Source organism: Kribbella catacumbae DSM 19601, assembly GCF_000372465.1.
In the GTDB taxonomy this organism is placed as follows: Bacteria; Actinomycetota; Actinomycetes; order Propionibacteriales; family Kribbellaceae; genus Kribbella; species Kribbella catacumbae.
In genome coordinates this window covers 124170-136455 of the sequence record NZ_AQUZ01000008.1, presented here as the reverse complement: position 1 = coordinate 136455, position 12286 = coordinate 124170, and the positions used below count along the sequence as shown (strand labels likewise).

12 protein-coding genes are annotated in these 12286 nt (G+C 67.6%); 9 read left to right on the top strand and 3 right to left on the bottom strand.

Going from position 1 to position 12286, the window contains the following annotated elements:
* The first annotated feature begins 38 nt into the window (after nt 1-38).
* The 7 genes from A3ES_RS0111320 to A3ES_RS0111290 all read left to right on the top strand — a co-directional run bounded on the left by A3ES_RS0111320 (nt 39) and on the right by A3ES_RS0111290 (nt 7401).
* Nucleotides 39-1238, top strand: coding sequence for an ROK family transcriptional regulator (locus A3ES_RS0111320; protein ID WP_020386923.1), 1200 nt, complete (start codon nt 39-41; stop codon nt 1236-1238).
* A gap of 105 nt (nt 1239-1343) precedes the next feature.
* Complete coding sequence (locus tag A3ES_RS0111315; protein ID WP_020386922.1) at nt 1344-2672, top strand: ABC transporter substrate-binding protein; 1329 nt, start codon at nt 1344-1346, stop codon at nt 2670-2672.
* Nucleotides 2669-3619 (top strand): carbohydrate ABC transporter permease, encoded by a 951-nt coding sequence (locus tag A3ES_RS0111310; protein WP_040454462.1) that lies wholly within the window; start codon nt 2669-2671, stop codon nt 3617-3619. Before A3ES_RS0111315 ends, A3ES_RS0111310 begins: the two co-directional genes overlap by 4 nt.
* 10 nt (nt 3620-3629) lie before the next feature.
* Complete coding sequence (locus A3ES_RS0111305) at nt 3630-4532, top strand: carbohydrate ABC transporter permease (RefSeq protein ID WP_020386920.1); 903 nt, start codon at nt 3630-3632, stop codon at nt 4530-4532.
* Nucleotides 4529-5782, top strand: a complete 1254-nt coding sequence (locus A3ES_RS0111300) for a 6-phospho-beta-glucosidase (protein WP_020386919.1) — start codon at nt 4529-4531, stop codon at nt 5780-5782. Before A3ES_RS0111305 ends, A3ES_RS0111300 begins: the two co-directional genes overlap by 4 nt.
* Nucleotides 5782-6795, top strand: coding sequence for an N-acetylglucosamine kinase (locus A3ES_RS0111295; RefSeq protein WP_237744917.1), 1014 nt, complete (start codon nt 5782-5784; stop codon nt 6793-6795). Before A3ES_RS0111300 ends, A3ES_RS0111295 begins: the two co-directional genes overlap by 1 nt.
* Before the next feature lie 84 nt (nt 6796-6879).
* Entirely contained in the window at nt 6880-7401 is a 522-nt protein-coding gene (locus tag A3ES_RS0111290; protein ID WP_026162771.1) for a hypothetical protein, read from the top strand.
* Between the two features lie 117 nt (nt 7402-7518).
* Here the strand turns inward: A3ES_RS0111290 and A3ES_RS0111285 are convergent, their stop codons facing one another.
* Nucleotides 7519-8391, bottom strand: coding sequence for a mechanosensitive ion channel family protein (locus tag A3ES_RS0111285; RefSeq protein ID WP_020386916.1), 873 nt, complete (start codon nt 8389-8391; stop codon nt 7519-7521).
* A gap of 226 nt (nt 8392-8617) precedes the next feature.
* Between A3ES_RS0111285 and A3ES_RS0111280 the strand changes: the two genes are divergently transcribed.
* On the top strand, nt 8618-9073 hold the full coding sequence (locus tag A3ES_RS0111280) for a GNAT family N-acetyltransferase (RefSeq protein ID WP_026162770.1): 456 nt from the start codon (nt 8618-8620) through the stop codon (nt 9071-9073).
* Here A3ES_RS0111280 and A3ES_RS0111275 read toward each other — a convergent pair.
* Both A3ES_RS0111275 and A3ES_RS0111270 read right to left on the bottom strand, forming a co-directional pair.
* Nucleotides 9066-10394 carry a neutral zinc metallopeptidase gene (locus A3ES_RS0111275; protein ID WP_020386914.1) on the bottom strand — a complete coding sequence of 443 codons (1329 nt, stop codon included), beginning with the start codon at nt 10392-10394 and terminating at the stop codon, nt 9066-9068. The genes A3ES_RS0111280 and A3ES_RS0111275 overlap by 8 nt on opposite strands.
* A gap of 24 nt (nt 10395-10418) precedes the next feature.
* Nucleotides 10419-11597: a neutral zinc metallopeptidase gene (locus tag A3ES_RS0111270; RefSeq protein WP_020386913.1), complete on the bottom strand. Its 1179-nt coding sequence runs from the start codon at nt 11595-11597 to the stop codon at nt 10419-10421.
* A gap of 235 nt (nt 11598-11832) precedes the next feature.
* Here A3ES_RS0111270 and A3ES_RS0111265 point away from each other — a divergent pair, with 235 nt between their 5' ends.
* Entirely contained in the window at nt 11833-12234 is a 402-nt protein-coding gene (locus A3ES_RS0111265; RefSeq protein WP_020386912.1) for a PPOX class F420-dependent oxidoreductase, read from the top strand.
* Nucleotides 12235-12286 lie beyond the last annotated feature (52 nt).

Genomic DNA, 12286 nt, shown 5'->3' with positions numbered 1-12286 from the left:
TGGGCGACGCGACAGCGATGGGAGGGCAGGGTTAGCACATGGCCAGCACACCCGGTACTCCCCGCCTGCTCCGCGCGATGAACGATCGCGCCGCACTCGACCTGCTCCTGTCGCACGGTCCGCTGTCGCGCACCACGCTCGGCAACCTCACCGGTCTGTCGAAGCCGACCGCCTCCCAACTGCTCTCCCGGCTCGAAAGCGCCGGCCTGGTCCGCGCCAGCGGGACGAGCGCCGGCCGCCCGGGCCCGAACGCGCAGCTCTACGAGATCAACGGCGGCATCGCGTACGTCGCCGGCCTGGACGTCACGCCGACCCGGATCCGTTCGGCCGTCGCGGACCTGACCGGCAAGGTGGTCGGCCGCTTCGAGCTGCCCACCCCCGGCCGGAGCGCCAAGGGCACGGTCGAACGCGTGGTGAAAGCCATCGACGGCGCGCTCGGCGATGCCGGGCTGACCCGCGACCGGCTGCACCGGGTCTCGATCGGCACCCCCGGTGGCTTCGACCCGACGACCGGCCGGCTGCGCTACGCGACCCACCTCCCGGGCTGGCACGCCCCCCATCTGCTCGACGAGCTGGCGGCAGCGATCGCAGTACCGCTGGAGGTCGAGAACGACGTCAACCTGGCCGCCGTGGCCGAACAGCAGGTCGGGCACGCGAACAACAGCGAGAACTTCGTCATGCTCTGGGGCGAAGAAGGTATCGGCGCCGCGATCGTGCTAGACGGCCATCTGGTCAAGGGCGCGACCGGCGGTGCCGGTGAGGTGGCCTTCCTGCCACTGCCCGGTACGCCGCTGGTGCGCAACGTCGGCCGCAACAACGCCGGCGGATTCCAAGAACTGGCCGGTGGCGAACCAGTCCTCGAACTAGCCCGGGCCAACGGCATCAAGGCCCGTACTCCGGAAGCCGCGATCGCCGCGGCGCTGCAAACCCCCGGCGCGGGCGACGTCGTACTCAACGAGTTCGCGCATCGCCTCGCGGTCGGTCTGGCCGCGATCGTGGCCGTCGTCGACCCGGAGCTGATCGTGCTCGCGGGCGGCGTGATCACGGCCGGCGGCGAGCGGTTGCGCGGCCTCATCCAGGAAGAACTCGCCGAACTCGCCGTACCGCGGCCGCGGTTGCTGATGACCGCGATCAACACCGACCCGGTGCTGTCCGGTGCCCTTCAGTCCGCTCTGAGCTACACGCGGGACGCAGTCTTCGACACAGCCGGACCGACCACCGGAGGCAGTACCGACTAGCACCCAGCCCTAAACCACATCCCCGGACCCGGGAACCCACCTGGTCCGGTGGATTCGCACACCCAAAAGCAGGCCGGTTCCATCCAGGATCAGGAGAAACGTCAAATGCGTCGAGTCCACAAAGCAGTGATCGCCTCGGCGGCGATCGCGCTACTCGGTACCGCGTGCACCGGTACGTCGAGCGCACCCCCGGCGAGCGACGACGCCACCAAGGAGACCACGATCACCTTCTGGCACGGCTGGAGCGCGCCGAGCGAGGCGGCCGCGATCACCGCGAACGTGAAGTCGTTCGAGGCGAAGTTCCCCAACATCAAGGTGAAGGTCGTCGGCAACATCAACGACGACAAGATCAAGCAGGCGCTGCGGGCCGGCGGCCCGAGCGCCCCCGACGTGGTGTCGTCCTTCACCACCGACAACGTCGGCACGTTCTGTACCTCGAACGTGTTCGCGGACCTGAAGCCGTTCCTGGACAAGTCCGGCGTCGATCTGGACAAGACCTTCCCGAAGCCGCTGCAGGACTACACCCAGTTCCAGGGCAAGCGCTGCACCCTGCCGCTGCTGAACGACGCGTACGGCCTGTACTACAACAAGGACGCGTTCAAGGCGGCGGGCATCGCCGAGCCGCCGAAGACGCTGTCGGAGTTCGACGCGATCGCGAAGAAGCTGACCAAGCCCAAGGGCGATGGCTACGCCCAGCTCGGCTTCATGCCGAACTTCCACGGCTACGAGTCGACCGCCACGCACTTCGCCGCGCAGTGGAACCCGACGTACTTCACCCCAGAGGGCAAGTCGAACCTGGCCGCCGACCCGGCGTTCGGCAAGATGCTGACCTGGCAGTCGAACCTGGTCAAGGAGCTCGGCGGCTTCGCCAAGCTGGAGAAGTACCGCGCCACCTTCGGTGACGAGTGGGGCGCCAAGAACCCGTTCCACACCGGCCAGGTGGCGATGTCGATCGACGGTGAGTGGCGGCTCGGGATGGCCAAGGAGGCCGGGGTCAAGTTCGACATCGGCGTCGCGCCGTTCCCGGTCCCGGACGAGCAGGCCGACAGCTACGGCAAGGGCTACCTGTCCGGCACCATCATCGGGATCGCGAACACCAGCCAGAAGCAGAACGCGGCCTGGGAACTGGTCAAGTACATGACCACCGACACCGAAGGCGTGGTCAACTTCTCGAACGGCATCCACAACGTGCCGTCCACCCTGGACGCGCTGAAGTCGCCGAACCTGAAGATCGACGAGAAGTTCAAGGTCTTCCTCGAGATCGCCCAGCACCCGAAGAGCAGCACCACGCCGGCCAGCCCGAACGGCGGCGCGTACCAGCTCACCCTGCAGGACTTCGGCTACGCCTTCGAGTCCGGCAAGCAGACCGATCTGGCCGCCGGTCTGGCCAAGGCCGACGCCCAGATCGACAAGGACATCGCGCAGGCCAAATGATGGCGACCATCTCCGTAGGACTGAGGCACAAGCGGCGCAAGGAACGGCTGCGCAACCTCGCCTTCCTCTCCCCGTGGCTGATCGGGGTCAGCGTCTTCTTCCTCTACCCGCTGATCTCGACCATCTACTTCTCCTTCATGAAGTACGACGGATTCACTCCGCCGGTGTGGACCGGCCTGAAGAACTGGCGGTACGTCTTCACCGACTACCCGTTCTTCTGGCCGGCCCTGCGCAACACGCTCTGGCTGGTCATCATCATGGTCAGCCTGCGGGTGGTGTTCGGCCTCGGCATCGGGATGCTGATCACCAAGGTGAAGACCGGCGCCGGGTTCTTCCGGACCGCCTTCTACCTGCCGTACCTGGCTCCGCCGGTGGCCGCGACGATGGCGTTCGCGTTCCTGCTCAACCCGGGCACCGGGCCGGTGAACAACATCCTCGGCTCGATCGGGCTGCCGCAGCCGGGGTGGTTCAACGACCCGGCCTGGTCGAAACCGGCGCTGACACTGCTGGCGTTGTGGGGCATCGGCGACCTGATGGTGATCTTCATGGCCTCGCTGCTCGACGTACCGCAGGAGCAGTACGAGGCCGCCTCGCTGGACGGCGCGAGCTGGTGGCAACGCTTCCGGTTCGTGACACTGCCGAACATCTCGCCGATCGTGTTGTTCGCGGTCGTCACCGGCGTGATCCAGACCATGCAGTACTACACCCAGCCACTCGTCGCCGGAAAAGTCGCGAGCGGGATCATTGGGGGCTCCGGGCAACAGTTCGAGCCCGGCTACCCGGAGAAGTCGACGCTGACCCTGCCGCAACTCGTGTACCACCTGGGATTCCAGCGGTTCGACACCGGCGGCGCCTCGGTGATCGCGCTCGTGCTGTTCGTACTGGCGATGGTGTTCACCGGGTTGCTGATGCGCCGCGGCAGTGGCTTCCTGGCCACGGACGACTAGGAGACTGCTGATGAGTACCTTGACGAGCCCGCGGACCGAAACACCCCCGGCCGCCCCCGGACTGACCGCGGCAGGACGCGAGGCACGGCGTACCAAGTTCCTGCACTGGGTCGCCGTGCACTCGTTGGCGATCGCGGCGGCGCTGTTCTTCGTCCTGCCGTTCGTGTTCGTCTTCCTGACCGCGCTGATGAGCGACCAGCAGGCGCTGACCCGCGACCTGTGGCCGGACGCCTTCCACTGGGAGAACCTGCGCACGGTCTGGGAGACGCCAGGCTTCCTGACCTGGTGGAAGAACACCCTCCTGTACGCCGGGCTGGGCACCGCGCTGACCCTGTTGTCCAGCATCCCGGTGGCCTACGCGCTGGCCCGGTTCAAGTTCCGCGGGCGCAATGTCGCGCTGATGCTGGTGATCTCGACGATGATGCTGCCGCCGCAGGTCATCATCGTGCCGATGTACCTGTTCTGGGCCAAGGAACTGCACCTGTCCGGGACGTTGTGGCCGCTGATCATCCCGATGGCGTTCACCGACGCGTTCTCGATCTTCCTGCTCCGGCAGTTCCTGCTGACCATCCCGAAGGACTACGTCGACGCGGCCAAGGTGGACGGCTGTGGTGACTTCCGGGCGCTGGGCCGGATCATCTTGCCGATGGCCAAGCCGGCCATCGCGGCGGTCGCGCTGTTCCAGTTCTTCTACTGCTGGAACGACTACTTCGGCCCGCAGATCTACGCCAGCGAGAACGCGGCCGCCTGGACCCTCAGCTACGGCCTGGAATCCTTCAAGGGCGCCCACCACACCAACTGGAACCTCACGATGGCAGCGACCCTGCTGGTGATGGCTCCGGTGATCATCTTGTTCTTCTTCGCCCAAAAGGCCTTCATCGAAGGCGTCACACTCACAGGGGTCAAAGGTTGAAACTCACAGTCGTCGGTGGCGGATCCACCTACACGCCTGAACTCATCGACGGGTTCGCCCGGTTGCGGGACTCGCTGCCGGTCACCGAGCTCGTCCTCGTCGACCCGGCCGCCGACCGGCTCGAGCTGGTCGGCGGGCTGGCCCAGCGGATCTTCGCCAAACAAGGGCATCCGGGTCGCGTTGTCACCACGTCCGATCTGGACGAGGGGATCGAGGGTGCGGACGCAGTACTGCTTCAGCTGCGGGTCGGCGGGCAGGCCGCCCGGGGCCAAGACGAGACCTGGCCGCTCGACTGCGGTTGTGTCGGCCAGGAGACCACCGGCGCGGGCGGTCTCGCGAAGGCGCTGCGGACAGTCCCCGTCGTCCTCGACATCGCCGAGCGGGTACGGCGTACCAACCCGGACGCGTGGATCATCGACTTCACCAACCCGGTCGGCATCGTCACGCGCGCACTACTGTCCGAGGGGCACAAGGCCGTCGGGCTGTGCAACGTGGCGATCGGCTTCCAGCGGAAGTTCGCTCGCATGCTGGGAGTCACGCCGGATCAGGTCGCGCTCGACCACGTCGGGCTGAACCACCTCACCTGGGAGCGCGGCGTTCGAGTCGACGGCGAGAACGTCCTGCCGAAGCTGCTCGCATCGCACTCGGCGGAGCTGGCCGACGAGATCCGGCTGCCGGCCGAGTTGCTGCTGCAACTGGGCGTCGTTCCGTCGTACTACCTGCGCTACTTCTACGCGCATGACGAGGTCGTCCGCGAACTGCTGGAGAAGCCGTCGCGGGCCGCGGAGGTCGCCGCGATCGAGAAGGAACTGCTCGACCTGTACGCCGATCCTTCCCTGGACGAGAAGCCTGCCCTGCTTGAGCAAAGGGGTGGCGCGTACTACTCCGAGGCTGCGGTCGCTTTGGCGTCCTCGCTGCTCAACGACACTGGTGACGTGCAGGTCGTGAACACCCTCAACAACGGCGCCCTGCCGTTCCTCCCGGACGACGCGGTGATCGAGGTCCCGGCGACGGTCGGAGCAGCCGGTACTACGCCGCTGCCGATCTCGCCCCTCGAGCCGCTGTACGCCGGGCTGGTCGCGAGCGTCACGGCGTACGAGAATCTTGCTCTGGAAGCGGCCTTGAAGGGTGGTGCTGACCGGGTGTTCACCGCTCTCCTGGCGCATCCGCTGATCGGGCAGATCGAGTACGCCAACCAGCTCACCGACAAGCTGCTCGCGCACAACCGCGAGTACCTCCCGTGGGCGTGATGATGGCCGGCCGACCGAAGGTCCCAGGAGGCATCCTCGCCTTCGACGCCGGCAACAGCAAGACCGACGTGGCCCTCGTGTCCGCCGACGGAACAGTCCTCGGTACTGCGCGCGGCGGCGGCTTCGAGCCGCACATCGTCGGAGCCTTCGCCGCCGTGGAGGGCCTCGCCCCGCTGGTCGCCGCCGCCGCGGCCGAGGCCGGACTCACGATCGGCGACGGACCACTGGTGCAGCAGATCTCCGCGTGCCTGGCGAACGCGGACCTGCCGATCGAGGAGGAGCGCCTCGCCGAGGCCTTCGAGTCGTTCGGCTGGGCGACGTCGGTGTCCGTCGCGAACGACACTTTCGCCTTGCTCCGTGCGGGTGTGGACGAACCGCGCGGCGTCGCGGTCGTCTGCGGCGCCGGCATCAACTGCGCCGGCCTGCTCCCCGACGGCCGGACCGCTCGTTTCGCTGCCGTCGGCAAGATCTCCGGAGATTGGGGCGGTGGGCAACAACTAGCCGACGAGGCGTTCTCAGCAGCCGCCCGGGCCGCCGACGGCCGCGGCCCCGACACTGCCCTGGAGAAGGCCCTGCCCGCGCACTATGGCGTCGACTCAGTCGCAGCTCTGATCGAAGCCGTCCACCTCGGCGACATCCCCTTCAGCCGCCGCCTGGAGGCGACTCCTCTCCTCTTCCAGGTGGCGGCAGCAGGCGACCCCGTAGCCACCGCAGTAGTCCAGCAACAGGCCGAAGAGATCGTCGCCATGGCCACAGTCGCCATGCGCCGCCTAGACCTACTAGACGAGCCCACAGACGTAGTACTAGGCGGCGGCGTCCTAACAGCCGGCCACCCGCTCCTAATGGAAACAGTCGTCCGCCTGCTCTCGGCCGCAGCGCCGAAGGCGATCCCCCGAGTGGTAGACGTTCCGCCGGTAGTAGGCGCCGCCCTACTCGGCCTGGACCGCACCAACGCGGCGCAGGCGGCCCATTCCCACCTCCGCGCCGCCTTCGCCCCACCTCCGGCAGCCTGACCGCCCCCGACGACGACCGCCGTACCGCGCGTACGGCGGTCGTCGTCTTGTGCGCGGGCTTGTGTGACGTGTAATCATGATTACATGAGTACACAGCAAGAGGGTGAGCGGGTTAGAGGCTGGTTGACCGGGCGGCTGCCCGCGGGGTGGTTCGAGGGTGAGCCTGAGGTGAGTATCGATCGCGACGAGATTCTCGTGGTCGGGACGATCAAGGCGCCGGAGCAGGACGGTAAGGTCAGCGCGGCCGAGCGGTCGGCTGCCGAGGAGGGCCGGATCAAGCAGTTCCGGGAGGACACCCGGGAGAAGCGGATCGAGATCGCCCGCGAGCTGGAGCACGCGACCCGGCGGAAGGTCGCCTGGGGCGTGCAGGCCGGCGAGACGCGGACTGTGTTCACGTCGCTGTCCGCGCCGGTGATGACGCGGCTGCGGCAGCCGGAGCGGCAGGTGCTCGACACGTTGGTCGACGCCGGGGTCGCGCGGTCCCGCAGCGACGCGCTCGGCTGGTGCGTGAAGCTCGTCGCCCAGCACAGCGAAAGCTGGCTCGCCGAGCTCCGCGAGGCGATGGCGAAGGTGGAAGACGTCCGCCGCACCGGCCCCGATGCTTAGGGTGCCGGACCGCCACCACTCACAAACCCCGCCTGGAGCCGCTGAGGTCAGCGGCTCCAGGCGGGGCACGGCCTGCCTGAGCAGGGTTTGTGAGTGGTGGCGGTCCGGGCTTTCCGGTTAGAGGTTGCTGTTGTCGCCGGTCCAGTTGCCGTTGGAGCCGCGCGGGGCGCCGTGGTGGGCCGGGTGCTGCGGCTCAGGCTGCCCGTACTGCGCAGGCTGGCCGTACTGCGCCTGCTGCGGCGGGGGCGGGTAGGCGGCCTGGCCACCAGTCGTGCCGTTGCCGGTCATGCCGTTGCCGGGCGAACCCGCGGTGCGGTCCTCGCCGGCCGGGCGGTTCATCGTGCTGCGGTCGAACAGGGTGTGCAGCGCCTGGCCCGCCATCTCGCGACCGCCGAGGCCGAAAGCGAGGCCGAGCGCCAGCGCGGCACCCGCGAGCACGATCAGCAGCGTGTTGCCGGTCAGCTGGACGGCGATGCCGAGCTGGGTCAGCGCGGCGAACGCGGCGTACACCAAGATGGCGTACCGGCCGACCTTCGCGAGCGTTTCGTTGCCGGTGGCACCGCGGATGATCGCGGCCAGGAAGTTCGCGAACAGCGCGGCCAGGCAGACGATCACGATCGCTGCGAAGATCCGCGGGATGTAGGCGAGCATGTCGGACATGAAGGCCGAGATCTCCGGCACGCCGAGCGCCGAGGCGAACATCGTGAAGCTGATCAGGAAGACGAACCAGAACACGACCTTGCCGAGCATCGCGGAAGCGGTCAGCCCCGTGCCGGACCGCTGCAGGATGCCGGACACGCCGGCCCGGTCCATCCACTGGTCGAAGCCGACCTTGCCGAGCAGTTTGCCGACCAGCTTGCCGAGCACCTTGGCGACGAAGTAGCCGATCACCAGGATGGCGATGCCGCCCAGCAGGTTCGGGATGAACCCGAGAAGCTTGCTGAAGGCATCTTCGAAGGGCTGGGTGAAGTCGATTGCCAGTGCAGACATCGGGCTTCCTCTCCGGACTGGCCCGCAGCCGCCGTCACGCACCCGTATCCGCGCGACGCCGGCTACGGGCGGATGCAGTGGTGTCTGAATCCCTCGTGCCCGACCTGGCAGGGCGCAAACGCCTTTTCCTAACGCAATGTGATTGCGTAAGGCAATTACCGTTACATCCAGATGGTAGTTACCCCTGCCGGACAAGGCCGACCAGCGGCTTGAGATGCTGACCGGCATGACCGATGTCGTGATCCGCCGCGCCACCGCCACCGACGTCCCCGGCATCGTGTCGATGCTGATCGACGACGAGATCGCCGCCCAGCGGGAGAGTCCGGCCGACCTGACGCCGTACCAGGCCGCCTTCGCCGCCATCGAGACCGACCCGAACCAGTTCCTGGTCGTTGCTGAACGCAACGATGAGCTGGTCGGCACGCTCCAGCTGACGATCATCCCCGGCCTGTCCCGCAAGGGCGCCACCCGAGGCCTGGTGGAAGCCGTCCGAGTCGCCGCCTCAGCCCGTGGTACCGGCCTCGGCACCACCCTGCTGGAATGGGCAAGAGAAGAAGCCCGCACCCGAGGCTGCACCATGCTCCAACTGACGTCGGACAAAGCCCGCACCGACGCCCACCGCTTCTACGCCAGCCTGGGCTTCCAAAACACCCACGAGGGCTTCAAACTCCCCCTCAGCTGACCTTCGCGCTGGGGGCGGTGAAGGTGTTGCAGGAGGCGGGGTTCGCGGACTTGAAGGCGGGGCCCTCCCAGAGCCACTGGTTCCTGCGGGAGCCGTGGTCGCGGACCTTTTTCGGGTTGTACTCGTCGCCGCTGTGCTTTGTCTGGAACTCCCAGATGTCGAGCTTCTGCCCACGAAGGCCCAGCGAGGCCTTGTTGGCGCCCAGGAACACCGCGCCCAGACAGCTCGCCTGCAACTCGAAGCGGCGGTTCTCCTCCAGCTGCGATGCCTTCGACTTCATCCAGCCCTTGCGCGACTCTGACGAGATGCCGATGTTCACCAGGATCTGCACGTGATGGGCATACTCGTGAGCGATCGTGGCCATCATCGAGACCCGCGCATCGAGCGGGCTGTCCTGGTAGAACGCAAGATCGTCCTTGGCCTGCATGTACATGGTCTCGTCGACACCGCAGTAGTACGCCGTGTCCGGATGCTTACCCGTGCAGGTCGCGGCAGACGTTTTCTGACCGACCAGCGCCACTTTCGCCTGCCGGAACGGATAGCCCGCCTTCAGGACCAACGGTTCCCACGTCTCGTGCAGGCAAGGAAGCAGAGCCTGGTAGTAGCGCAGTACGTTCGCTGCGGTGTTCGGCTTCACTGCAGGCTCCACACACTTCACCGTCGGGACCTTGCCGACCGTGTACAGCTTGTTCTTCTGCACTCGATCCGCATCCGAGACCGTCGGGGCAGTCTTCGTGACGGTTGGTACCGGGGGTGCCGGGAGCGGGCTCTCGGAGGGTTTTACCGAGGGTTGGGTGAGCGGGTTGGCGACTGTGCTGTCGAAGGAGTCGATCAGTTTGTAGCTGGCGACGGCGCCGCCGCTGACCAGGATCAACGCCAGTGCGGACAGCAGTCCCACGATCGGCCGGGAGAATCGCCGCGGCTGCTTCAGTTCCGGCTGCTGCGTGACGAACTGCGGTACTCCGGTCCGGGTGGACGTCGTGTGCCAGCCGACCGGGCGGGCCCCGCCGAGCTGCCGGGTCCCGCGCAAGGGCGTGACCGGTGCTCCCGGCAACGGAGCGGCCGGCGGTGCGCCGAAATCCCCCTGGTACGCCGGATCGGCCGGCAGCGGAGACGCCTTCTTCAGCGTGCGGTCGACGGGCGCGCCGATGGGACGGGCCTTGCCGAGGCCGAGCTGCCTGCGGTTCACGGTGTCCGGCGACGTCAGCGCAGTACGGGGTGCACCCGGCGCGGCCGGTTCAGGTGCATCGCCCGCGCCGCCCGGCAGGAAGTGTCCGATCCTGGGCGGCCCTGGCGTGGGCACCCGCTCGTCGTCCGCCATTCATCTACCTCAGTCCGTCGGTGATCAGCTGACCTTGGCCGCCGCTGCCACGAAAGTGTTGCAGGAGCCCGGATCGGGAGCCGCGAAGCCCTGGTTCATCCACAGCTCGACGCTCTTGCGGGAACCATGGTCGCGCACTTTATCCGGGTCGGTCTCATCGCCGTCGTGCTTGCTGCGCCACTTCCACCAGGTGAGCAGGTCGCCGGTGACCGGGAAAGTGGCCTTCTCGGCACCCAGGAAGGCGGCCGACAAGCAGGTCGCCTGCAGCGCGATCCGCCGCGTCTCCTCCAGCCTCAGGGCCTCGGTGGCGGCCTCGTCCCGCCGGCTTGCCGACGAGTCCAGGATGCCGGTCAGGTTCTGGACGTGGACGCCGTAGACGTAACCGAGCGCGTCGGCCATGTCGATCCGGGTCAGCGACCTGTTCTTGCGGAAGTTGTCCTGCAGGTCCTCCCACGGCAGCGCGACGCTACCGCCGTCGGTCGGGCAGTACGAGGACACGTCCTTCTGTACGCCGCACGCGGTCTCCTGGCCGTCGTCGAAGATGATCAGCTTCGGCGGGTGGAACTCGTTGCCGCTCTTGCGGACGACGGGCTCCCAGAACTTGTTCATGCAGACCAGGAGCGCCTGGTAGTAGGACCGGACGTTCTCCTTGGAGGTCGGCCGGAACGCGGGTTCGCGGCACTTGACCGGCGCGATCTTGCCGGTCGAGTAGAGCTTGTTCTTCTGCAGGACGATGAGATCCGGCGTCGGCTCGGCGGTCGGCTGCGCGGACGGGGTGTAGCCGGGCTGCTTGACCGACGGCGTACCGAGTGGGTTCGCGACGAAGTCGTCGTACGACGAAAGCACCTTGGTCGCCACGAAAACGCCACCGCCGAGGACGACGAGCGCACCGGCGACGATGCCCGCGATCAGGACCTTGGACTTCTTCTTCGGCTGGAACGGGATCGGCTCCGGCTGGTACCGCGCCTTGAACGCGGCCGCGGCCCGATCGCCGGGCGGCGGCGGTCCGAGGCGCGAGCCGGTCAGGACCGGCGGGCCGTCCGTCGTCTCGGCGCCACGGCCGAGTCGTGGGGTCGGCGCTGCCAGCGGCTCCGAGGGAGCGCCGTACGCCGGTACGCTCGGCCGCCCGTACTTCGGCAGCTCCGCCGGCTGGTCGTCTTTCGGCAGGAAATGCCCGGGCTTGGGCCCCGACTCCTCGGCCATGCGTCCCCGCTTCTCCCCAGTGCCGGGCAGAGCCCGGACCCACCCATGTTTGGTCGCGATCCGGCCACCCCCGGCCTGAACCGCCGCATGATGCTACGACGGCGGCACGCGTTCGGCGTACTGGATTGCAGCTATTGACATCGCTTCGCGACCTGAAGTGACTCTCTGTGCTGGCGGGAGTACTGAACTCGACGGTCGGCGGGGTTTGTCGGTGGGGTGGTTTAGGGTCCGTCGCATGGACTTGAGTGATGGGGCGCGGAAGCTGGTGGACGGCGGGAATCCGGGGATTCTGGCGACGATCAACGCGGACGGGAGCCCACAGACGTCGGTGGTGTGGATCGGGCGGGAGGGGGACGATGTGGTCATCTCCACGACTGCCGGGCGGCGCAAGGACGTGAACCTGCGACGGGATCCGCGGGCAAGCCTGCTGGTGATCGCGAAGGACGACCCGGACGAGTACGTCGAGATCCGCGGCACGGCGGTGGTGACTGAGGATGCTGGGCGAGCGCTCGCATTCCGGCTGGCCGAGCACTACGAGGGCGAAGGCGCCGGCCAGGAGTACCTCGACCTGCCCGCCAAGGTGGTCCGCACCGTCATCCGCATCACACCCACCAGACTCACCGGCCCGGCCGCCTAGAACCCCCCGCCTCGCGCCTCCACCGTCGGCGATCGATCGGTGTGCTCCGCCC